Here is a 21,431-nt window from a genome sequence, read left to right as displayed (position 1 = left end):
GGACGATATGTCCGGGAGATCCGGCCCTCAGTCCGCCGCGCCGGCGGTCGGGGTCGCGGGCTCCGAGCGGGCGAGCCGCCACCCCGTGACCGCCATGACGAAGAGCACGAGCGGCGAGAGGAACCCGAAGAGGTAGTACGGGGCGTACGACAGGGTGGCGACCCCGGTCACGGTCGCCATGTAGACGCCGCCGGCGTGCCACGGGATGAGCGCGCCGGTGGGCGTCCCGGCCGCCTCGACGGCGCGCGAGAGGTCCGAACTGTCGAGGTCGTACTCGTCGTAGAGGTTGCGGAGCGTCAGACCGGGGACGACGATGCTCATGTACTGCTGGGCGGTCAGCGCGTTGGTCGCCGCCGCCGCGACGCCGGTGCCGGCGACCAGCCCGCCGACCCCGCTCACGGACTTCGAGAGGCGGTGGGCGAGCACCGCCAGCACGCCCGTCTTTTCGAGGAGCCCGCCGAGCGCGAGCGCCGCGACGACGACCGTGATCGTCCACGACGACCCGACGAGCCCGTCGCTCGCGAGCAGGTCGTCGACGAGCTTCGCGCCCGTTTCGGGGCTCGTCCCGTACATGAACACCTCCCACGCCCCCGCGAACGAACCGCCCTGGACGGCGATGGTCGTGCCGACGCCGGCGAGCGCGCCCGCGACGAGGGCGGGGAGCGCCGGGGAGCCGCGGAGGGCGAGCCCGAACGTCACGACGAGCGGGAGGAACACGACCGGCGAGAGTTCGTACGTCCCCGCCAGCGCGGTCTGAATCGCCGCGACGCGGTCGACGGGAATGTCGCCGGCCGCGCGGAGCCCGAGCGCGGCGTACGCGAGGACGGCGACGCCGAAGGCGGCCGCCGTGCCAACGCGCATCGCGCGGATGTGGTCGTACAGATCGGTGTTCGTCACGCCGGCGGCGAGGTTCGTCGTGTCCGACAGCGGCGACTGCTTGTCGCCGGCGTACGCGCCGGAGAGGACGGCTCCGACGGTCATCGGCGCGGGGACGCCCAGTCCGGAGCCGATGCCGACGAACGCGACGCCGAGCGTGCCGACCGTGGTCCACGACGAGCCGATGGAGAAGGCGACCACGGCCGCGAGCAGCGCGGCCGCCGGCAGGAACACGGCGGGGCTCAGGAGGTCGAGCCCGTAGTACATCAGGGCAGGGATCGTCCCCGCGCTCGTCCAGGTGGCGATGAGCGCGTAGATCGTGAAGATGATGAGAAGCGCTTGCAATCCCATGTTCAACCCGCGCGCGACGCCGTCGAAGAGGTCGTCCCACCGCAGGTCGACCCCGTACCGGCCGACGAGCGCGACGAACAGGATGCTCCAGAGCAGCGGGACGTGCGGATCGAGTTCGAGGACCGCGGAGCCGACGCCGAGAAACGCGACGAGCGCGACGACCGGCAAGAGCGCGAGTCCGAGCGACGGGCGGCGCTCCGGGTCCAGTTCCTCGAACGTGAGCGGCGCGAAGTCCGATGGGGCCATCACCGCGACTTATGCAGTTCGCGCATTAAAGTGAATCGGATTATTCCCACCAAGCATGTGATTCGGTGGCACGTCTCTCGGTCGGCTCCGCGTGGGCGTCGATCCGTTCCCGGCGATCGTCGGGAGGCCTCGTCGGTCGCGCTCACGCCCCGTCGCCGGGGGGCGCGTCGTGCCGTTCGAGCGCGAGCGTCGCCGGGTCGAGCGTGTAGTAGCTCTCCCAGACCGGCGCGAGGCTTCGCACGCACGTTCCCCCGAACTCGCTTTCGGCGTGGCGGTGGTAGTGTCCGACGAGACAGAGCGACGGCTCCAGTTCGGCCAGGAGTTCGTCGATCGGCCGGCAGCCCGGATCGTAGCCGAACGAGAGGAGCCCGTGCGGGGCCTCGTGCGTCACGAGCACGTCCACGTCTTCGAGACGTTTCGCGCGTTCGACGTCCTCTCTGACGAAGTGGCGGCGGCGGTCGCCGGTGAGGTCCCTCCGAGAGCGGTCGTACCTGGTCGGCGCGTAGTTCCCCGAGAGGCCCGCGATCCGGAGGTCGTCCAGTTCGACGGCGGTACTGGCGAGGAGGTGCGGACGCGCGTCCCCCGCGAGCGAGCCGTCGCCGCGCCTGAGCGCCTCGATCACGTCGAAGTCCTCGTTGTTGCCGGCGACGAACCACGTCGGGGCTGGGAGATCGTAGCACAGGAGGTCGCCGACCTGGAGCGCGCGCTCCTCGGCGGCGGCGCGGTAGGCGGCGAGGAGGGCGCGTCGGTTCTCCGGATCGTCCGCGTGGGCGTCTCCGAGGACGAGCACGGCGGATTCACACCCGGAGCCGGACGGCCTCGTCGGTCGTCTCCGTGACGAAGCGCGCCTCCAGACGGTGAACCCCCCGGTGAACCGGCCCTCCCCAGCCGAGTTCGTCCAGCGTCTCCTCGTCGACGCCCGGCCCGACTTCGACGTACAGTTCGCCGTTTCGGACGTCGTTCACGGTGCCGACCTCGCCGCCTCGCCGGTCGAGCACCCGCTTTCCCGTCTGCGCGTCGGTGAACTCCGCGGCCATGGCGCACCTTCGACCGCGAGCGACGAGTGCGTTCGGATCTCCGCGACCGCTGACCTGTCCGTCCGGCCCACTGACGCGGGTTGTGATATCCAGGCAGCATTTCTAAGTGGATGCTTCCGTCACCTCCCACCATGGACTTCGATCAGTTCCTCGGGCAGGTGCAGAACCGCGCCCGACTGGCTTCGAGCGGCGAGGCGCTGCGGACCGCCCGCGCCGTCCTCACGACGCTCGGCGAGCGGCTGCCGGAGGGCGAAGCGACCGACCTCGCCGGACCGCTTCCGATGGAGATAGACCGCTTTCTCACGGAGGAGCCGGAGTCGCACGCCCAGCGCTTCGGCTTCGACGAGTTCGTCGCCCGCGTCGTCGAGCGCGAGCGAATGAGCGAGGACGACCGCGCCGACGCCGCCTACCACGCCCAGCTCGTCGTCGACGTGGTGAGCGACGTGGCTCCGCCGGGCGAGATGGAGGACGTTCGGGCGTCGCTCCCCGAGGAGTACGATCGCCTCTTCGAACTCGCCGAGGCGGACGAGGACGCCGGGTGAGCCGCCGATCGACGGCGTCGAATCGCTCCTTTATTCCAAATCCTCTGAAACTACAGGATTTGCACCTGACGAACGATTATAATCGTCCGTCTCGACGATCCACGTGGGTGAATAGCGTGGCAGACTCAGCATCTGAAGGCGGCGCGGGACGAGAACAGGCGCTCGACGAGGCGCTCGATCGCCTCTCGGAGGCCCTCGAAGGGTCGAGAGAACGCTCCGAATCGACCGAAGGGGACGCGAACGACGAGGCAGACGGTCGGTCGGCGGAGGACGCCACGGATGCAGAAGGCGACGAACCGAACGAGATCCAGCGCGTGCGCGAGGCGGCCAAAGCGGACGCCGAGGAACTGATCCGACACCCCGTGGACGGGGTCGTCGAGATCACCCCCAGCGACGACGGCTGGACGGTCGGCGTCGAGGTGATAGAGCGGCGGTCGATACCCGACACGCAGGACATCATGGGTCGGTATCTCCTCACCGTGGACGAGTCCGGGACCGTCGCCGAGTTTCGGCGGACCGACCGGTACCGCCGAAGCGAGTTCAGCGCGCTGCGAGAGGGCGGCGAGTTCGACGCCTCGGCCGGAACCGCCGAGTGAGGGTCGACTCGACGGGCGGAGCGAACGCACGGAACCGAACCATGAGCCAGCAAGACACGGAACGATCGACCGACGGAGGCAGCGTCGCCGAAACGTTCGACCGAGCGGGATTCGATTTCGAGAGGGTAGCCCGGGAGGTGGGCCCCGATCTCGACGAGGAGGTAGAAAGCGCCGAGTTCTGGGAGGCGTTCGGACGGGAGACCGGCGCGCAGGTCGGCCGAGTGCTCGGCGAACTCCTCGGGAGCGAACTCGGGGCCGTCGTCGGCCGTCGCGTGCAGGCGTACGTCCGGTCGTCGTTCGGCGGCGACGACGAATCCGCCGAAGGGGGGACCGGCGGAGAGCCGGACGAGGAGACCGAGGGGGAGGCGGCGCTGGAGTCCGCCGGTCGGTCGGTCGGAGCCGTCCTCGGCCGCGAGATCGGCGAGATCGTCGGGCGGGAACTCGGCGAGGCGCTCGGGCGGGCGCTGCGGTCCTTCGCTGCGTCCGACGAGGACGCGGCGCTCACCGACTTCCTCGACGGAACGGAATCGGCCGAGTCGGAGGACGAAGGCGACTCGGGACTCGCCGGAGTTCGCGACTCGCTCGAAGCCGGCACGCGCGAGGCGAAGCGGATCCTCATCGAGGACGACGGCGGCGACGACGAGAGCGGAGACGACGAGCCGGGCGCGGAGGAACGGGAGGCCGAAGAGTCGGAGGAGGACGAGGAGGCCGAAACCGAAGGGTCGGAGGAAGGTGAAGGGGCCGAAACCGAAGAGTCGGAGGAAGGCGAAGATGCCGAAGGCGAAGGAGCCGAACCGGAGAACGGAGAAGACGGCGACGGAGGCGGAGGCGAAGACGAGGAAGCCGAAACCGAGGACGAGGAGGGCGTCGACGAAGCAGAATCCGAAGGCGCCGAGGGCGGGGAAGGAGACGAAGCGCCGGAGTCGGAGGCCGAGGGCGAGGGGAACGGCGACGGCGACGACGAAGGCGACGAGGACGCGGAGGAGGCGGAAGCCGACTCCGGAGACGAGGAGCGCGACGCGGACGAGGCGGCCGAGGACACGCTGGGCGACCTCGGGGGTCTCTCGGACGAGGAGCTTCAGGCGCTCGCCGATCGGCTGGTCGACGAACTCGAAGGGCGGCGCGCGACCTGAGCGTCGAGGGCGGGTCGGAGAACGGGTGAGAATCGAGAGGCGGGCGGCGAGCGACGGCTACCTGATTCGCCGGTAGTCGTACTGCCCGCGAACGCGTTCGTGGAAGTACTCGCCGTGGGACGACGCGCTCAAAGAGCTCCTCGTAGAGCCGCTGCGGGACGTCGCGATACCGGTACACGCCGCCGCCTCGGTTCGAGAAGCGCCGCGCGGGAAGACTGTCTCGTCAACAACGCGGGCTACGGGCAACTGGGACCGCTGGAGGAGCTCCCGGTCGAGCACCTGAGAGAGCAGTTCGAGGTCAACGCCTTCGGCCCGCACCGGGTCACGCGTGCGACGCTACCGTCCATGCGGCGCCGCGGTTCGGGAACCGTGGTCAACGTGTCGAGCGTCTACGGGCGGACGACGATGCTCGGACAGGGGGCCTACTGCGGCGCGAAGTTCGCGCTCGAAGCGATGAGCGACACCCTCCGCGCCGAGGTGTCTCGACACGGCATCGACGTGGTGCTGATCGAACCCGGCCCGGTCGAGACGCGATTCGGGGAGACGGCGCTCCGGACGATCGAGAACCTCGATCGCACCGGAGCCTACGAGTGGTTCGACGGACTCTACGACGGTCGCGGAACGATCGACAGGGCCCCCGGCGCGCTCCGACCGGAGGCGGTGGCCGAGGTCGTCGTCGAGGCGGCGTCCGATCCCGATCCCGACGCCCGGTACCGGTCCAGCCCCTACGGGGCGGCGCTGCTGCTCGATCGACTCGCCCCGACGACGGTCCGTGACCGGGCGCTGCGGCTGGTTCAGCGGCTCGCGTGATCGGCGAGAAAGTCGTCGAGCGCGGCGTTGAACCCGGTCGGGTTGTCCATGTTCGCGAGGTGCGCCGCGTCGGCCACCGTCGTCCGCGACGCGTTCGGAAGCGACCGTTCGAGCTGGCCGGTCTGGGCGACGAGCGTGCTCGCCTCGCGGTCGCCGTGGAGCAGCAGCGTCGGCGCGGAGAGCGCGGAGAGGTCGCGGGGCTCGAACTCGTAGAGGGCGTCGAACACCTTGATGAACTCCTCGGTGGAGAAGCGGTCGACCTGCGCCAGCGCGTACGCCCGCGCGTCGTCGTCGAGCGCGAGCCAGCGTCCGCCCTCCACGCTGCGGATGCCCCCGAGGAGGCCGCGGAAGTACGCGCCGGGGCCGAACGTCCGGATGGCGGCGTGGATCGATGGTTTGGGGAAGAGAAACCGCTGCTGGAGCGGCGTGATCGGAATCGGGGGGAACGTCCGCATGGTGCCGCAGAGGATCGCCCCGGCGACCGCTTCGGGCCGATCGGCGGCGTACGCCTGGACGACGAGGCTCCCGAGCGAGAGCCCGCAGAGGACGGGTGCGTCGAGGTCGAGTTCGGCGACCAGCGTCGCCAGATCGTCCGCGGCGGCTCCGACCGAGTAGTCGTCCCGCGCGGCGGTGTCGGTTTCCCCGTGGCCGGCGAGGTCGACCGCGACGACCCGGTAGCGATCCGAGAAGTGCTCGACCTGCGCGTCCCACATCTCCCCGTTCAGCCACCCGCCGTGGACGAACACGAGCGGCTGGCCGTCGCCGCGCGCCCGGTAGTGGAGTGAGCAGTCGCCGTCCGCCGTCGGTATCGCGGGCATGTGTTCGGCTACGGGCGCCGGGACCGTGAAGGCACGGTTGCGGGAGTTGACGCGAGATGGCCGATGGCGGTAACGGACGTTTTCGACGGGAAGTGACGCTCGCCACCGACGCGAACTACCAAGAGGCGGGTCGTCGAACGGTCACGCATGCGAGCCGATCGTCACCTCGCGGTCGTCGCGACGTGCGTCCTGGTCGTACTGGCCGGGTGTAGCGCCGTCGTCCCGCCGGACGGGGACGGCCCGGAGACGAACGCGTCCGACGCGAACCGGGTCGACTCCTGTACGACGATCACGGAGCCGGGTCGGTACGAGCTGGCCGGGGACATCACCGACGCGGGGGCCGACCAGTGCATCCGAATCAAGTCGAGCGACGTGACCTTCGACGGCGGCGGCCACGCCGTCGACGGCGTCGGCGAGTTCGGCACCGCCGGCGTCATCGCCGGGGGCGGCGGCGACCGCGTCGAGAACGTGACCGTGCGGAACGTCGCGGTCTCGGGCTGGGACGACGGCATCCGGTACGTCTCGGTGACCGACGGCCGAATCGAGGGGACGACGACCGAGGACAACCGGATCGGGACCTTCCTCGTGCGATCGAGCGGCAACGTCCTCGCGGACAACGCCGCGCGCGAGAACGCCGTCCACGGGATCTCGTTGGCCGACGCCAGCGACGGCAACCGGCTCGTGAACAACACCGCGGCGGGCAACACGCTGTTCGGCGTCCACCTCGTCGGCGGCGCGACGGACAACCGCCTCGTCGACAACGTCGCCCGGGGCAACGAGATGGGCGTCGCGCTCATCGCCGCCGACGGGAACGAGGTCCGCGGCACCGCGGCGACGGGCAACCGGATCGGCGGCGTGTGGCTCTCCGCGGCGAACGACACCGTCGTCGCGGACAACGAGGTCTCGAATCGCTTCTACGGGATCGTGCTCATGGACGGGTCGGGGAACAACACCATCGCCGGCAACGCCGCGACCGAGAACCAGGTCGGCGTGCGGCTGCACTTCAGCCCGGGCAACGCGATCGAGAACAACACCGCCTCCGAAAACCGGGCGCAGGGCATCCTGCTCATCTCGAGCGCCGGCAACCGGATCGCGAACAACACCGTCACGGACAACGGACAGGGGATCAGCCTCATCGACTCCGGCGACGCCGCGCTGTCGAACAACGTCGTCCGGGGGAACGAACGCGCGGGGATCGCCGGGGCGAGCGGCGGTTCCGACGACGAATCGAACGGCGGGTCGACGCGCGGGGGATAGTGGTATATGCTCGGCACCGTTGTATCGACCATGAGCGTCGTCGTCACGTTTACCGTCCCGGCGCAGGCGTGCGCGCTCGGGAGATCGCTCGGGGAGAATCCGGAGATGAGCCTCGAACTCGATCGCGTCATCCCGACGAACGACACCGTGATGCCCTTCTTCTGGGTGTGGGGGCCGGACACGGACGGGTTCGAGGCGGCGGCGCGCGAGGAGCCCGCGATCGACCGGCTCGCGGCCGTCGATCGGGTGGACGGGGGGGCGCTGTACAACGCCGAGTGGAACCGCGACGCGGCCGGGACGCTCCGGGGGCTCGTCGAAACCGACGGGACGATCCTGGAGGCGGGCGCGACCTGCGTGGAGTGGACGTTCGAGGTGCGGTTCGCCCGGTCGGAATCCGCGACCGCGTTCAAGCGCTTCTGTCTCGACAACGGGGTGCCGATCGAGCTGGTTCGGCTCTCGGAGTCGACGGAGCGGCCGGCGGATCGACACTACGGACTGACGCGGGAACAGCGCGAAGCGCTGGCGGTCGCACACAGGGAAGGCTACTTCGACGAACCCCGGGGGGCGACGCTCGAAGAGCTCGCCGGGGTGCTCGGTATCTCCCCGCGCGCGGTCGCGGGACGCCTCCGCCGAGGACAGGCGGCGCTGCTCGAACACACCGGCATCACGAGGCACGCGGTTCCGAGCTGAGTTTCCCACGCGACGCCGCTTCGCGGTCGTTGTAGCCCCTCTCCCGTTCGATCAGCGGGAGGTATATGAGCGCCTTCACAGGTGAAGGGACACGCCCAACTCGATTCCGCGGCTACGTCGAACCGCCGGGAAGGAAGGCGGCGTCGGTCGCGATCGCCGCAGGCCGGGACGCATCGCGGGCCAGGCCGTCCCGTCCGCGCGGGCGGCGCAACGGGCAGCGCGGGCGACCGTCGTCGCCGCAAAGCGGATCGAGCGAGGCGTTCACGCGACCGTCGACCGTCGCGCGACAGCTCTCAGAGGCACCCTCTTTCGGTCGGCCGACGATCGGCCGTCGGCGTGCGGCGGCGACAATCCTTTTCGTCCGGCGGCGCCACGGTTCGGCCATGTCGGACGCCGTCCCCCCGGAGGTGGAAGAACTGCTCACGGACGGGCGAGTCATGGCTCACCTGGCGACGTCGGTCGACGACCGCCCCCACGTCGCGCCCGTGTGGTACCGCTACGCCGACGGAACGCTCGAAGTCCTCACCGGGGGGCGGAAGCTGGCGAACCTGCGGGAGAACCCGCGGGTCGCCGTCTCGGTTCAGGCGGACGTCGGGGGGCGAACCGAGTGGATGGTCGCGCTGCAGGGGACCGCGTCCGTCGTCGAAGACGAGGCGGAGACGCGGGAGGCCACCCGTCGAATCAACGCGAAGTACGGGGCCGACGAGGACGCGTATCCGGAGAACGTGCTCGTCCGAATCGACATCGGCTCGGCGACGGCCACGCGGTACTGAGAGCGCGACGCCGACGGCGGGGTCCGAACCCCGCCGTCCGCCCGCCAAGATATAGCCGTCGACGTGGTAGTGACGTGCAGGGTGATCGAGATGAGAGGTCCGAAAATTCCGAAGCGGTGGCTGATCGCGCTGGTTCCGGCGGCGTTGCTGATCGCGCTCAGAGGGATGGTGATTGAGGGCGGCATCCCGCTCGACCACGAGCGGATCGACGTCGTGTTGACGGTGCTCGAACTCGTCGCGCTGTTGCTCCCCGCGCTCGCCATCGCCCTGCAGGTCATCCTCCAGTACTCCGAGTCGGTCCCCATCCGGTCGCTCGGCCGGGGACCGGAACTGCGCCGGTGGGCGTTCGTGTCGGCCGGCGGCGCGTCGGCGTGTCTCTTTCTCGCCGTGTTCGTCCTCCTCGGGAGCGTCGAACTGCCGCTGACCCTCCTCGTCGGGATCGCGCTGGTGTGGATGGCGATCTACCTGTTCACGCTCCTGCCCTTCGCCGCGGCGCTCATCGCGTACCGGGCCGATCCGGCCGACGAACGGCTCCACGACACGATCGGGCTGTACGAGCCGATCGCCGCGTACACGACGTACCCTCCGGAGGTGCGGGAGATGATCGCCGATCACCAGACCCGACTCGACGGGGGAAAGCGATCCGCGGGGTCGCTCCGAGAGGCGGCGGATCGGTACGTCGGCGACGAGGGTCGCGCGAGCGGGAGGTGAGCGCGTCTCCGCGGACTCGCCGGCCGAAGGCTCTCGACGCGAACGGCGTGGACGCCGTTCGCGACGCCGACGTCTCGCCGGCGCGATCGCAGGTCCGAAAAGCTCCGCTCCGCGGCTTGTGAATACCGGCCGCACCCTTATTCGTGATCGTCGGCTAGCGACGCCGCATGAATCACGCGACGCGTCGAGGGAGAACGGAGAGATCGGAGGGGAAACGCCGATGGTGACGTTCGAGCCGTCCGACGCCGACGAGGCGCTGAAACGCGTCGAATCCAGCCTGAACGCGCTGTTCGTGGTGCAGGTGGCAGAGGAGATTCTGGAGGCGGTGGACTTCGAGGCGCTGCGGGTGGGAGAGGCGTACGAGCGGGCGGTCGATCGGGAGCGCCTCGGCGAGGCGCTTGGACGCCCCGCCGGTCGCGTCGTCGCCCAGCGGATGGTCCATCAGGTGGCCGGCGGCGGACTGGCCGGGATCCTCGGCCGGGAGATCGCCGGGCAGGTCGGCGCGCTCGTCTTCCGAACCGCGCTCCGGCGGGCGGACCCGGACGCGGTGCTGAACGCGCTCGAATCGATCGCGGAAGCGCCCGACGGCGGTGCCGAGGACGCGGTGATCATCGAGGTCGAAAGCGAGGAGGACGAAGAGTAGCCGCCGAGAGCCGAACCGGCCTCCGCTTCCGCGTCCGGTACGGCGGACCGGCGGACCGAACTGCGTCCGGTACTGCGGACCGAACGCGGTCCGTCCGATCGGCGGCGCCTCGGTCTCGTCGACCGCGTCGTTCGGGGCCGAAACGCCGACGGTCCGTCCCCACGTTTCATGTGCCCGCTCGAACCTCTACTGATCGAACGACATGTCCGGGGAACGCGACCTGCTGGCGAACGGGACGGAAGAGCCGGTACGGATTCTCGACGCCGACGGAACGGTCGTCGCGCCCGAACTCGTACCGGACGTCGGCGACGAGACGTTACGATCGATGTACCGCGACGTGCGCTTTTGCCGGCGGTTCGACGAGCGCGCGATCGCGCTCCAGCGGCAGGGTCGCATCGGGACCTATTCGTCGCTCGCGGGGCAGGAGGGCTCGCAGATCGGTTCGACGTACGCCCTCGCGGACGACGACCTCGTCTCGTACCAGTACCGCGAACACGGCGCGGTCGTCGCGCGTGGGTTCCCGTGGGAGTACCTGCTCTACTGGGCCGGTCACGAACGCGGCAACGAGGCGCTCGCGGACCTCGGCGTGCTCCCGCTCAACATCACCATCGGCGACCACCTCCCGCACGCGGTCGGGATGGCGTGGGCGGCGAAGCTCGAAGGGGACGGCCGCGTCGCGCTCGCGCACTTCGGCGACGGCGCGACGAGCGAGGGCGACTTCCACGAGGCGATGAACGTCGCGGGCGTCTTCGACGTGCCCGCCGTGTTCGTCTGCAACAACAACGGGTGGGCCATCTCGACGCCAGCGGACCGACAGACCGCGAGCGAAACCTTCGCGCAAAAGGCCGACGCCTACGGGTTCGAGGGAACGCGGGTCGACGGGATGGACCCGCTCGCGACGTACGTCGTCGTCCGAGCCGCCCGCGAGAAGGCGCTGAACCCGGACGAGTCCGAGCGCCGGCCGACGCTCGTCGAGGCGGTCCAGTACCGCTTCGGCGCGCACACCACCGCCGACGACCCGACCGCGTACCGCGACGAGAGGGAGGTCGAACGCTGGCGGCGGCGCGATCCGATCTCCCGGTTCGAGACCTTCCTGCGCGAGACGGGTCGGCTCGACGACGAGCGCGTCGCCGCGATCGAAGACGAGATCGAGGGGACGCTCGCGCGCGCGATCGACCGGATCGAGGGGCACGAGGCGGATCCGGACGCGATGTTCGAGCACGCGTTCGACGAGCCGACGGACGAGATCCGCGACCAACGGGATCATTTGCGCGATCTCCGGGAGACGTACGGCGACGCGGCGTTTCTCCGTGACGAGTAGGACGCCCCTTACGGCGGGGGACGAGCGCGGACGGTTCGGCGGAACGAGGCGCGAGATACGGGGTTGTACTCCTCCACGGCGGAAGCAGGCGGGGCCGTAGCGATCCGTCGGCGTGCCAAACGGTACCGCGCGTCTCCGATAACTTAAATGTGCGACCCGCATAGAAGGGGTGTGAGCGAAGACACGGGGCGTCGGAACCTCCGAATGCCCAACAGCGACGAACTATTTGCGGTCGTAACGGAACACAACGGCGGAAACCACGTTCGCGTCCGCTGTGAGGACGGCGAAGAGCGGATGGGTCGGATCCCAGGCCGCATGAAGTACCGAACGTGGATCAACGAGGGCGACGTCGTCCTCGTCGAGCCGTGGGACTGGCAGGACGAGAAGGCCAACATCGAGTGGCGCTACACCGGCCAGGACGCGGATCAGCTCCGCCGCGAAGGCCACATTCAGTGACGACCGCGTCGGCCTGAAGACGACCGCTTCGCGTCGCGCAGGCCCGGATCGATTCTACGCGAACGACCACCAGCGGACGCTCCAGCGTCTCATCGCCGCGAGGGCGACGGACGAACCGGCCACCGCGCCGACGGCACCGCCGTACCCCACCCACGCCGTCCAGAGTGCGACCGTCGACGGCACCCCGACCGCCCAGCGCGCGGGATCCGCGTCCCACCGTCCGGGGTCGGGGGGACCGACGGTCCATCCCGCGAGCGGCACCGGGGCGGACGGACGCGACCTTCCCGCGGCGACGCTCTCGCTCGCGCGGCCCTCGCCGTCGGTTTCCGCCTCCCGCTCGAACGCCGGCCGCTCGGCGACGACGTGGCCGCACGCGGGGCAGACGTAGCGAACGGTTCCGTCCGTCTCGGTTCGGAGCCGCCAATCGCCGTTGACGAGACTCGCGTGCCGGCAGACCTGACAGAAGAGGGTAGACTTTCGCGTCGCAGGGTGAATCCGGGGCGATTCGTCGGTCATAGGTACTGCTCTTCGGGTGGATCACAAAGCGATGGCGGGTAATGGTTCTAAATGACCTAGAATGGTATCCGTTAGCAAGCGATGTTCGCGGTGCCGTCGCCGTCGGCGCCGTCGACTCCGTCGCTCACGCCGGTCGCCTCACGGTCGAGACGAGCCGTCGACGAGTTCCGCGAGGGCACGACGCTTGAGGACGACGAATCCCGCGAACACGACGAGGAACCCGACGATCGTGGAGGCGGTCACTCGCTCGTCGAGGACGACCACGCCGGCGACCGTGGCGACGACGGGAACGAGATACGCCACGAGGCTCGTCTCCAGCGCGCCTCGGACGTCCAACAGCGTGTAGTAGACGTAGAACGCGACCGCCGTCGCGAACACGCCGAGGTAGACCACCGCGGCCTGCGCGGTCGGCGTCGCCGGGAGCGAGAGCGGTTCGCCCGCCGAGAGGCTCACCGCGTGGAGGATGACCCCGCCGATCGCCATCGACCACCCGGAGAGCGCGGCGCGGTCGAGCGTCGGACGGGCGCGTTGAACGAGGACGCCGCCGAGCGAGACGGATGCGACCTGTCCGAGGACGAGTAGTTTCCCGGACGTGTCCCCGGCGAGAACCTCACCCGGATTCGGGCGGACGATGAGGCCGACGCCGACGAATCCGAGCAGGATTCCGAACGCGCCCGCCGCGGAAACCCGCTCTTCGGGGAGGATACCCAGCGCCCACAGCGACGTCGCGATGGGAACCAGACTCTGCATGACCGCCGCGACGCCGGACGGGACCGTCTGCTGTCCGACGAACAGGAGGACGTTACCCGCGACGAGGAAGACGCCGCCGGCGAGCACCGCCGTCAGGTCGTTTTTCGCGTCAGGATACCAGTTCGTCGTGCGGACGACTCCGTATCCGACGAGCAGTACGGCCGCGATATCGTACCTGAACGCGGCGAACACCACCGGCTCCAGCGACCGCAGTCCGACGCTGATAGCGGGGAACGAAAGCCCCCACAGCGCCGCGAGAAGAACGAACAGCCCGCCGACCGAATAGCGACTGTGCACCCGTCACGTCTCGTCGCCCAGTAGATTATGACTCCCGATTTTGTCGAAGTCTTCACGCCAGTTACTGGATGCTGTGTCGAAAGCTGCCGTAGCGGGGTGGAAGTGAACGGGCGGGCGAAAGATGGCGAATTAGATCTTCCTGAACGATGGATAGAAACGCGGCCTCGGCACTCATAGGGCTCATCATCGTCGAGCGCCACCCCGACTCGGAGCGGTGCGTTCGTCATCGGCCACACGCGACTACGCGCCACCCCGAACTAAGCGCTACCCTTCGACGCGCTCTCGCGCCGCCGCGACGACGAGCGGCAAGAGAACCGTCGCGTCGCCCACCACGGTCGCGTTTCGCGCGTCCTTCTCCAGTTTCCCCCACGAGCGCGCCTCGTCGAGCGTCGCGCCCGACAGCCCGCCGGTCGCCTCGGGGTCCATGGTGATCTGGACGGCGTAGTCGTACGCGCCGGGCGTGACGAGCATCGTCTGAAGCGTGAAGTTCTTCGGAACGCCCCCGCCGACGAGCAGACAGCCGGCCCTGTCGGCCTCGTACGCGAGATCGGTGAGTGGCGTCATGTCGGCCAGCGCGTCGAGCGAGAACGCCGAGGTCTGCGAGTACATCCACGCCTGCAACCCGAGCACGGAATCCTGTATCGCCGGGCAGTAGACGGGCACGTCGCACTCGTACGCCGCGGCGGCGACGCCCGCGTCCTCCGCCACGCCCTCGCGGTCGTTCGCGTCGGCGTTCGCCCGACCGAGTTCGCGGGTGAGACGCTCGATGCTCACGACGCCGTCCTCTGCCAGCGGCGGGAACACCTCCGATCGGAGGTGCGACTCGAACAGCGCGAAGTGCTCCTGCGGGAGGTAGACGTTGTAGATGCGGTCGACCTCCTCGTCGCGGAGCGTCTCGTCGTGCTCGCGGAGCGACCCCTCGCCGTGCTCGCGGCCGTGGTGGTGCTTCCCGCCGATCGCCTCGATGGAATCGTGGGTGAGGTTCGCGCCCGTCGTCACCAACGCGTCGACGTATCCCGCCCGGATGAGATCCGAAACGATCCGTCGCATCCCGGTCGGCACCATCGCGCCCGCGAGCGAGAGAAAGCATGTGACGTCGGGGTCGAGCATCTCGGCGTAGATCTCAACCGCCTCGTGGACCGCCGCCGCGCCGATGCCGGCCCTGCCGTACTCGTCGGCCAGTTCTCCGACAGTCATCCCCGCGCGGACCTCGGCGTGACTGACCGGGTCGTGTTCGAACTCCTCGCGGCGCGGCGGTTCGTACTCGTCGTCGCTCATTGGAGGAGGTGCGTCCGGAGGCGGTTTGAAGGGCGCGATCCCGCCCCGGTCGATACCACTCGTCCGCCCGGAGGTTCATATACAAAGAGGGGACCAGCGCTTCCCGTGATCTGAGCCACCGCCGCGACGCGGTCCGCGGGAGTACGGCACACCCCGTCGCGAACCTCGCGTGCCGTCTGTTAGCCCAGAGAGGCTATCCGCCCCTAGCTCCGGCGTTCGACCCATCCCTCGCGGCGGCGCATCCGATGTCCAGGAGATTGCGTGCCCGGACGTCCCTCGGCCGAATCCCGCTACAGGCCGGTCGGGTGGTCGACGAACGTCGTCTCCAGTCCCCACCCCTCCGCGAGCCCTTGTAGCGCCCGGACGCCGAACGTCTCCGTCGCGTAGTGGCCCGCGAGGAAGACGTTGATCTCCGCCTCCCTCGCCTCGTGGTACGCCTTCTGCTTCCCCTCGCCGGTGACGAGCGCGTCCGCGCCGGCCGCGACCGCTTCGTCGAGCCAGTCGACGCCGCTGCCGGTGACGATCACCACGTCCTCGATCTCCTCGGGGCCGAAGTCGAGCACCTGCACCCCGCGAGCGCCGTGATCGAGCTCGCGGTCGAGCAGCGTCGCGAGGTCGGTCACGGCGTAGGGGTCGACCGCGCGACCGCGCTGACCGATGTGCTCCGGCCCCATCCGACCGAATGGCTCCCGATCAGTCAGTTCGAGGAGGTCGGCCAGCCCGGCCGCGTTGCCGAGCGTCCCGTGCCCGTCGAGGGGGAGGTGCGAGACGTAGAGCGCGAGGTCGCCGTCGAAAAGCGGTGCGATCCGCCGGTACGCCCCACCCGTCACGCGCTCGAAGCCGCCCCACGAGAGCCCGTGGTGGACGACGAGCAGGTCGGCGTCGGCCTCGACCGCCGCCTCGATCGTGGCGACGGCAGCGTCGACCGCGAAGGCGACGCGCTCGACGTCCGCGCGGTCGGGGCCGACCTGGAGGCCGTTCGCGCTGGCGTCGACGTCTGCGTAGTCCTCGGTTCGAAGCCGCTCGTCGTACCGCGCACAGATGTCCGTGAGTTCCATACCGACGAATCGCCACCAGGGTTAACAAAGTCGACGGACGAGTACCACGCCCGGAGTCGAGTCGAGGCTTCGGAACCGAGCGCACAACTCGGGTGATTCACGATGGGTAAACTACGGAAAGCCTGGTTCGCGTGGCGCCGCCTCCCGCGGCGCGCGCGACGGCGCATCGTTCGCAAAGGACGACGTCTGCTGCGACGAATCAGGGCGTAGCGCCCGCTCCCGATCCGCTCGTTTCTTCGGCGATCTCGCCGACTCGCGATTCCGGCGAGTCGTATCCGGACCCGAGCCCGTCGGTCACGTCCCCGCCGCGTGCGAGAAGACGAACTCCCGGAGGAGCTTCCCGCCGAGCGCGGCGGCCTGTCCGTCGTCGCGGTCGTTCACCTCGACCACGTCGAACCCGTCTGCGTGGGGGGCGACTGCCCGGACGACGTCGCGCACCTCCCGCGGCGTCAGCCCGAACGGCTCCATCGTCCCTGTTCCCGGTGCGAACCCGGGATCGGCACCGTCGATATCGACGCTCAGGTACGCGGATCGGTCGCCGAAACCCGGGGCGTCGGCGAGCCACTCGCCGATCTCCGACGGGGGGACGACCGTCACGTCGTCCGCCTCGGCGCGCTCCCACTCCTCGGGCGAGCCGGTCCGAGCGCCGAGGACGATTACCTCGTCGGCGATCCCGCCCGCATCGTTCGAGGGATCGCCGTCGAGGATTCGCCGCGTCACCGTGGCGTGGCTCCACTCGTTGCCGTCGTATTCGCGCCGGAGGTCGAGGTGGGCGTCGAGACAGACGAAGACGTCCGGTTCGACCGCGTCGACGCCGGCGGCGGTGACGGTGTGTTCGCCGCCGAGGAGGAGCGGAACCGCACCGTCCCAGACGACGTCGCGGAGCGCACCGCTCAGGAATTCGACGTACTCGGGAACGTCGTCCCACGGGCGGACGTCGCCCGCGTCGTGGACTTCCAGTTCGGTGAAGGACTGATCGGTTCGTCGGTCGTAGTCGTCGTACGTCTCCGCGAACAGCCGAATGCGGTCGGGACCGAACCGGGTCCCGGGCTGAAACGTGGTCGAGGCGTCCAGGGGAGCGCCGACGACCACGTACTCGGCCGCGTCGCGGTCGGCGGTCGCCCCGGGAAACATCTAGACGATCTTCCGCTGGCCCTCGTACTCGAGGTACTCGATCTCGTCCTCGGGCGAGAGGTTCACCCCGTCGGGCATCCGCATCGTGAACGTCTCGTAGGTTTCGAGGTCCATCACCTGCGCGTCGTCGCCGGTGACGCTCACGACCTGCCCCTGCTTTCGGTCGATGATCGGAACCCACACCTTGGCGTCGACCGGCTGGGAGAGGCTGCGCTTTTTACCGTCGAAGACGCCGCGACCCTCGACGCGGGCCTTGGCGCTCCCGTGTTTGCCCGGCTTCGCCGTGCTGTAGGCGTTGATCTTGCACGCGGCGTCGTCCATCATCACGTAGCTTCCCTCCTGGAGTTCGCGAACCTGCTTCTGCTCTTTCGCCATACCTCGGGATTACCGAGGCGGTCGTATAAACGGTTTGGAAAGGAAGCGAGGGGCTTCCCGCACCGACGGCGTCGACGGCGACGAACGCGCGGGTCTAAACGGACTACGCGCGATCGATCGCCCGACCGACGCGCCGCAGTCCTTCCTTCAACTCGTCGGTCGGGAGGCCGAAGCCGATCCGGAAGTGTCCGGGAAATCCGAACAGATCGCCCGGCGCGAGCACCACGCTCTCCGTTTCGACGACGCGGCGACAGAACGACTCGCCGGTCTCGAAACCGTCGGGGACGGTGACGAAGCCGTTGACGCCGACCGGTTCGAGCCACTCCATCCCACGCGCCTCGACGAACTCGCGGACGATCCGGCGGTGTTCGGCCGCCAACCTCCGGTTCTCCTCGAGGATCGATCGCTCACGCTCCCCGAGCGCCTGCTTCGCGACGTGCTGGCCGAAGAGCGACGGCGAGATGGTGGTGTAGTCCTTCCACTCCCACGCGCGCTCTATGACCTCCCGGTCGCCCGCGAGCCACCCGAACCGGAGTCCGGCGAGGCCGTGCGCCTTCGTGACGCTCGACGTGGACAGGCCGTGCGGTCCCATGCTCGCGACCGGCGGAATGGGATCCTCGGCGAGGAGGCGGTACACCTCGTCGCAGAGCAGGTGCGCGCCGTTGTCCGCCGCGAGGTCGTACAGCGCGCGGACGGTCGACTCGTCGTGATACTTCCCCGTCGGGTTGTTCGGGTTGTTGAGAACGACGACCCGCGTTTCGGGCCGGATCGCCGCGGCGACCGCGTCCACGTCGAGCGTCCACTCGGGCGGGTCGAGCGACACCCGCGTCACGTCGCCGAAGGCGTCAGGCACGGCGTGCAGGGCCTGGTACGTCGGCGTGACGACGACGGCGTGGGCGTCGTCGCCGCGAACGAGCGCGAGAAACGCGAGGAAGTTCGCCTCCTGCGCGCCGCAGGTGCAGAGCACCGACTCGGCCGTCACCGCTGCGTCGTCGGGGACGCTCCCGCCCGGATTCCGGTACCGGTCGGCGATCGTCGCCCGCAGTTCCGGGTCGCCGTTCGTCGGGATGACGTAGTCGAGGTCGCCGGGATCGGTGTCGAAGCGGTCGGCCGAAAGCGAGCGGACGCCGCTCTCCGCGAGCATGATCTCGGCGTCGTGTTCGTACTCGGCGAACCAGCGTTCGAGCCCGAACGGTTCGATCTCCATACCCGTGGCTCCGGCGCCGAGCCGATAACCGTGCGGGTGACGGAAACGAACGCGGAGGGATCGATGTCGACGCGGTAGCCGAACCGCCGGGCGCGCGATACGATCGGCTCCGACGCGTCGTTCACCGACGGTCGAGGCGGCCGATCAGCGGACGACCAGCGCGGGGACGGCCGAGCTGCGGACGACCGCCTCCGCGACGCTTCCGAGCAGGATGCGCGAGACGCCCTTTCGACCGTGGCTGCCGATGACGACGAGGTCGAAGTCTCCCTCCTCTGCGACCTCGACGATCGCTTGCGAGGGCCGACCGACCTCGGTCATCGTCTCGACGTTCGCGTCGGGGCCGATCTCGGATTGCATCTCCGCCAGCACCGACTCCGACTGGGTCCTCGCGCCCTCGTACCAGTCCTCCGCGCCGCTCGGGACGCCCGCGCCGGGGCTGTACCCCGCTTCGACGGGATTGATCACGTTCAGGAGGGTGAACTCCGCGTCCGGCCACTCGTCGGTCGCGAACTCGACCGCGGCCTTCGACGGCGGCGAGCCGTCCACCGGGATGAGTATTCGACGGATCATAGCCGAGGGTAGCGCCCGCCGGGATAAATAGCGTGCTCATCGTTCGCACGTCGTCGGGGGAGTCGACGTGGCGGTAGTCGCCGCGGAGGGTCGAACGGCGTCAGTCGCCGTGTCGAGTCACGCACTTCGACAGGCCGACGAGTTCCACCGGCTCGGAGTTGTCCGGCGAGTAGACGACCATCTGGCCCTTCTCCATGTACGGCACCTTGTCCTCCAGGTTCGGCGGGATGTTGACGCTCTTTATCGCGTCCTCGTCGCCGAGGTTCAGGACGACCTTCGTGTTGATCTGTTTGAACACGGACTCCGCGATGTCCTGCGGGTCCTGTGTGATGAGAAAGAGGCCGAGCCGCTCCTTTCGGCCCTGCTTCGCCGCTTCCGTGAACTTCGAGATCACCTTCCGCGCCTGCACGCTCTCGGCGTCGGTGAGGAAGTTGTGCGCCTCGTCCATCCCGAGAACGAGCGGCGTCTCCTTGATCCGGTCGTGTTCGGGGTCGTTCGAGAGCTTCTCGTCGATGAGCAGGCTGGCCACCGCGAGGACGACGATCTCGGTCGCCCGGCTGTCGTTGACGTGGTACGTCGGCACTACGGACAGGCCGCCCGGTCGGACGAGGTCGTGGACGAGCTCCGTGATGGGGCGGGCGTCGCGGTCGAACACCTGGTTCGCCGCCCGCGTTCGCGTCTTCCGCATCACCGCGTCGAACGTCGCCTCGTGGACCCGCCCGGACTCGTCGAGCTCCTCGCGCAGCGCCGGGTCGTCGAGGAAGTTCACGAACTGCCAGTACGTCCCGGCGTCGCCGTGCGCGCCGAAGAACCGATCGAGGAGCAGCGTCAGCGCGTTGTACTGGTTGTCGTTCAGGCTCGCGCCGGCGACGAGCCACGGCCGCCGTTTCACCATCGAGAAGGGGACGGTGAAGGGGATTCGCTCCGCGCGGTGACCCTCGCCGGGGTACGTCGCGCCGTCGACCTCGGGGATCAGCGCGACCGTGTCGTCGTGGCCGCCGTGGGCGACGCCCTCGCGGTCGAGCCGGCGGGCGAACGCGGCGTCGAGCGCGTCGTTGTCGTCGTGCATCTGCGCGTACTCGTCTTGCGGATCGAACTGGACGACCGCCGTCCGAGCCCGCCTGCCGTCGTCCATCTCGTAGGTCCGCTCGGACGAGAGGTACTGCCGCAGCACGTTCTTGGAGGCGTGGGTCTTCCCCGACCCCGTCCCGCCGGCGACAAGCGCGTGGCGAAACACGAGCGGGTCGCCGTCGGCGTAGTCGTCCTTGAGGCGGTAGTCGATCGTCGGCGGCTCCGCCGCGGTTCGAACCGTCTCCCCGCCGACGGAGAGGTGGCCGAGAAAGACGCCCTCGGCGGGGATCTTCAGCCCCGTCTTGATCCGCTCGGCGTCCGTCGCCTCCGCGACGACGGCCCCCGGCTTGGGGACGCGGTCGGTCATCCGTCGTTTCAGCTCCCCGTCCTCGCGGTACAGCACGGCGACCGGTTCGAGCGACGCCACGAACTTGTAGTCGCGCTCCTCGAAGCCGTCGCGGCGCATCGCACGCCGGGCGTGGATCTCCGTCGCGTCGTCGGCCTGAAACTCCTGTGCGTATTCGAGCGCCGTGATCCGGCAAAACAGCGTCTCGTCGTCCGGGTAGGGGACGAGCAGGTACTTCCCGATGCGGACGGACTCGCGGTTGCCCGCGGTCACGAACGCCCGGAGCGCCGTGTCGCGGCCGTCCTCCGCGACGCAGAGCCCCTGCGAGACGGAGATCGCGCCGATGCCGCGGTCGCGGCCGGCCGGCTCGACCGCCAGCCGCTCGAAGCTGTCCGTCCCCGTCGTCGCGTCGGCGTCGCCGGGGCCCCCATCGGATTCGTCCGCGGCCACTTCGTCCGCCCCGGCGACGTCGCGGTCGTCGCCGGAGTCCTCGGCGGCGTCGGTGAAGTCTTCGAGGGTCATACGGCCGACGACGGAGGCCCCCCACAAACGCCTTTCCCCTCCGGGGC

26 protein-coding genes are annotated in these 21,431 nt (G+C 69.4%); 11 read left to right on the top strand and 15 right to left on the bottom strand.

Annotated elements, in window-relative coordinates; genetic code table 11:
• Nucleotides 1-27: 27 nt before the first annotated feature.
• The 3 genes from arcD to C3L37_RS02765 form a co-directional block, all read right to left on the bottom strand.
• Nucleotides 28-1,473 carry an arginine/ornithine antiporter ArcD gene (arcD, locus tag C3L37_RS02775; RefSeq protein WP_129113087.1) on the bottom strand — a complete coding sequence of 482 codons (1,446 nt, stop codon included), beginning with the start codon at nt 1,471-1,473 and terminating at the stop codon, nt 28-30.
• A 142-nt stretch (nt 1,474-1,615) separates the two neighbouring features.
• Complete coding sequence (locus C3L37_RS02770; protein WP_129113086.1) at nt 1,616-2,263, bottom strand: metallophosphoesterase family protein; 648 nt, start codon at nt 2,261-2,263, stop codon at nt 1,616-1,618.
• A gap of 7 nt (nt 2,264-2,270) precedes the next feature.
• Nucleotides 2,271-2,510 carry a hypothetical protein gene (locus C3L37_RS02765; RefSeq protein ID WP_129113085.1) on the bottom strand — a complete coding sequence of 80 codons (240 nt, stop codon included), beginning with the start codon at nt 2,508-2,510 and terminating at the stop codon, nt 2,271-2,273.
• A gap of 131 nt (nt 2,511-2,641) precedes the next feature.
• On the opposite strand from C3L37_RS02765, the gene C3L37_RS02760 reads away from it, so the two are divergent.
• The 3 genes from C3L37_RS02760 to C3L37_RS02750 all read left to right on the top strand — a co-directional run bounded on the left by C3L37_RS02760 (nt 2,642) and on the right by C3L37_RS02750 (nt 4,781).
• Entirely contained in the window at nt 2,642-3,052 is a 411-nt protein-coding gene (locus C3L37_RS02760) for a DUF2267 domain-containing protein (RefSeq protein ID WP_129113084.1), read from the top strand.
• 116 nt (nt 3,053-3,168) lie between these two features.
• Complete coding sequence (gvpO, locus tag C3L37_RS02755) at nt 3,169-3,648, top strand: gas vesicle protein GvpO (RefSeq protein ID WP_164974640.1); 480 nt, start codon at nt 3,169-3,171, stop codon at nt 3,646-3,648.
• A gap of 41 nt (nt 3,649-3,689) precedes the next feature.
• Nucleotides 3,690-4,781 carry a hypothetical protein gene (locus C3L37_RS02750; RefSeq protein WP_129113082.1) on the top strand — a complete coding sequence of 364 codons (1,092 nt, stop codon included), beginning with the start codon at nt 3,690-3,692 and terminating at the stop codon, nt 4,779-4,781.
• Between the two features lie 57 nt (nt 4,782-4,838).
• On the opposite strand, the gene C3L37_RS24690 is transcribed toward C3L37_RS02750, so the two are convergent.
• Nucleotides 4,839-5,099: a hypothetical protein gene (locus tag C3L37_RS24690; protein WP_228546106.1), complete on the bottom strand. Its 261-nt coding sequence runs from the start codon at nt 5,097-5,099 to the stop codon at nt 4,839-4,841.
• On the opposite strand from C3L37_RS24690, the gene C3L37_RS02740 reads away from it, so the two are divergent.
• On the top strand, nt 5,028-5,591 hold the full coding sequence (locus tag C3L37_RS02740) for an SDR family NAD(P)-dependent oxidoreductase (protein ID WP_129113081.1): 564 nt from the start codon (nt 5,028-5,030) through the stop codon (nt 5,589-5,591). The two genes, C3L37_RS24690 and C3L37_RS02740, sit on opposite strands and share 72 nt — an antisense overlap.
• On the opposite strand, the gene C3L37_RS02735 is transcribed toward C3L37_RS02740, so the two are convergent.
• The gene (locus tag C3L37_RS02735; RefSeq protein WP_129113080.1) at nt 5,576-6,409 is read right to left on the bottom strand and encodes an alpha/beta fold hydrolase; all 834 of its coding nucleotides are present in this window, start codon (nt 6,407-6,409) and stop codon (nt 5,576-5,578) included. The genes C3L37_RS02740 and C3L37_RS02735 overlap by 16 nt on opposite strands.
• Before the next feature lie 147 nt (nt 6,410-6,556).
• Here C3L37_RS02735 and C3L37_RS02730 point away from each other — a divergent pair, with 147 nt between their 5' ends.
• Both C3L37_RS02730 and C3L37_RS02725 read left to right on the top strand, forming a co-directional pair.
• Entirely contained in the window at nt 6,557-7,666 is a 1,110-nt protein-coding gene (locus tag C3L37_RS02730) for a right-handed parallel beta-helix repeat-containing protein (protein ID WP_129113079.1), read from the top strand.
• Between the two features lie 30 nt (nt 7,667-7,696).
• Nucleotides 7,697-8,356 (top strand): helix-turn-helix domain-containing protein, encoded by a 660-nt coding sequence (locus tag C3L37_RS02725; RefSeq protein WP_129113078.1) that lies wholly within the window; start codon nt 7,697-7,699, stop codon nt 8,354-8,356.
• A gap of 112 nt (nt 8,357-8,468) precedes the next feature.
• On the opposite strand, the gene C3L37_RS02720 is transcribed toward C3L37_RS02725, so the two are convergent.
• A complete protein-coding gene (locus C3L37_RS02720) occupies nt 8,469-8,741 on the bottom strand; it encodes a hypothetical protein (protein ID WP_129113077.1) in 273 nt (90 codons plus the stop codon).
• Between C3L37_RS02720 and C3L37_RS02715 the strand changes: the two genes are divergently transcribed.
• The 5 genes from C3L37_RS02715 (at nt 8,740) to eif1A (ending at nt 12,260) form a co-directional block, all read left to right on the top strand.
• The gene (locus C3L37_RS02715; protein WP_129113076.1) at nt 8,740-9,129 is read left to right on the top strand and encodes a pyridoxamine 5'-phosphate oxidase family protein; all 390 of its coding nucleotides are present in this window, start codon (nt 8,740-8,742) and stop codon (nt 9,127-9,129) included. The genes C3L37_RS02720 and C3L37_RS02715 overlap by 2 nt on opposite strands.
• A gap of 90 nt (nt 9,130-9,219) precedes the next feature.
• Complete coding sequence (locus C3L37_RS02710; protein WP_129113075.1) at nt 9,220-9,840, top strand: hypothetical protein; 621 nt, start codon at nt 9,220-9,222, stop codon at nt 9,838-9,840.
• Nucleotides 9,841-10,060: 220 nt separating this feature from the next.
• Nucleotides 10,061-10,483 carry a hypothetical protein gene (locus C3L37_RS02705; RefSeq protein ID WP_129113074.1) on the top strand — a complete coding sequence of 141 codons (423 nt, stop codon included), beginning with the start codon at nt 10,061-10,063 and terminating at the stop codon, nt 10,481-10,483.
• Between the two features lie 202 nt (nt 10,484-10,685).
• A complete protein-coding gene (gene pdhA / locus C3L37_RS02700; protein ID WP_129113073.1) occupies nt 10,686-11,804 on the top strand; it encodes a pyruvate dehydrogenase (acetyl-transferring) E1 component subunit alpha in 1,119 nt (372 codons plus the stop codon).
• Nucleotides 11,805-11,975: 171 nt separating this feature from the next.
• A complete protein-coding gene (eif1A, locus tag C3L37_RS02695; RefSeq protein ID WP_129113072.1) occupies nt 11,976-12,260 on the top strand; it encodes a translation initiation factor eIF-1A in 285 nt (94 codons plus the stop codon).
• A 54-nt stretch (nt 12,261-12,314) separates the two neighbouring features.
• On the opposite strand, the gene C3L37_RS02690 is transcribed toward eif1A, so the two are convergent.
• The 9 genes from C3L37_RS02690 to C3L37_RS02650 all read right to left on the bottom strand — a co-directional run bounded on the left by C3L37_RS02690 (nt 12,315) and on the right by C3L37_RS02650 (nt 21,384).
• Entirely contained in the window at nt 12,315-12,776 is a 462-nt protein-coding gene (locus C3L37_RS02690) for a hypothetical protein (protein ID WP_129113071.1), read from the bottom strand.
• A 138-nt stretch (nt 12,777-12,914) separates the two neighbouring features.
• Nucleotides 12,915-13,823, bottom strand: coding sequence for a DMT family transporter (locus tag C3L37_RS02685; protein ID WP_129113070.1), 909 nt, complete (start codon nt 13,821-13,823; stop codon nt 12,915-12,917).
• 264 nt (nt 13,824-14,087) lie between these two features.
• Entirely contained in the window at nt 14,088-15,101 is a 1,014-nt protein-coding gene (locus tag C3L37_RS02680; RefSeq protein ID WP_129113069.1) for a deoxyhypusine synthase, read from the bottom strand.
• 290 nt (nt 15,102-15,391) lie between these two features.
• Nucleotides 15,392-16,159, bottom strand: coding sequence for a Nif3-like dinuclear metal center hexameric protein (locus C3L37_RS02675; RefSeq protein WP_129113068.1), 768 nt, complete (start codon nt 16,157-16,159; stop codon nt 15,392-15,394).
• Between the two features lie 294 nt (nt 16,160-16,453).
• On the bottom strand, nt 16,454-17,293 hold the full coding sequence (locus C3L37_RS02670) for an arginase family protein (RefSeq protein WP_129113067.1): 840 nt from the start codon (nt 17,291-17,293) through the stop codon (nt 16,454-16,456).
• The gene (locus C3L37_RS02665) at nt 17,294-17,668 is read right to left on the bottom strand and encodes a translation initiation factor IF-5A (RefSeq protein ID WP_129113066.1); all 375 of its coding nucleotides are present in this window, start codon (nt 17,666-17,668) and stop codon (nt 17,294-17,296) included.
• A 103-nt stretch (nt 17,669-17,771) separates the two neighbouring features.
• Entirely contained in the window at nt 17,772-18,875 is a 1,104-nt protein-coding gene (locus C3L37_RS02660) for an aminotransferase class I/II-fold pyridoxal phosphate-dependent enzyme (protein WP_129113065.1), read from the bottom strand.
• 144 nt (nt 18,876-19,019) lie between these two features.
• Entirely contained in the window at nt 19,020-19,445 is a 426-nt protein-coding gene (locus C3L37_RS02655; protein WP_129113064.1) for a universal stress protein, read from the bottom strand.
• A 100-nt stretch (nt 19,446-19,545) separates the two neighbouring features.
• Complete coding sequence (locus tag C3L37_RS02650) at nt 19,546-21,384, bottom strand: ATP-binding protein (protein ID WP_129113063.1); 1,839 nt, start codon at nt 21,382-21,384, stop codon at nt 19,546-19,548.
• Between the last annotated feature and the right edge of the window lie 47 nt (nt 21,385-21,431).

Source organism: Halegenticoccus tardaugens (genome assembly GCF_004116405.1).
In the GTDB taxonomy this organism is placed as follows: Archaea; Halobacteriota; Halobacteria; order Halobacteriales; family Haloferacaceae; genus Halegenticoccus; species Halegenticoccus tardaugens.
The sequence above is the reverse complement of the archived record's forward strand: the minus strand, read 5'-3'. Positions and strand labels throughout refer to the sequence as shown.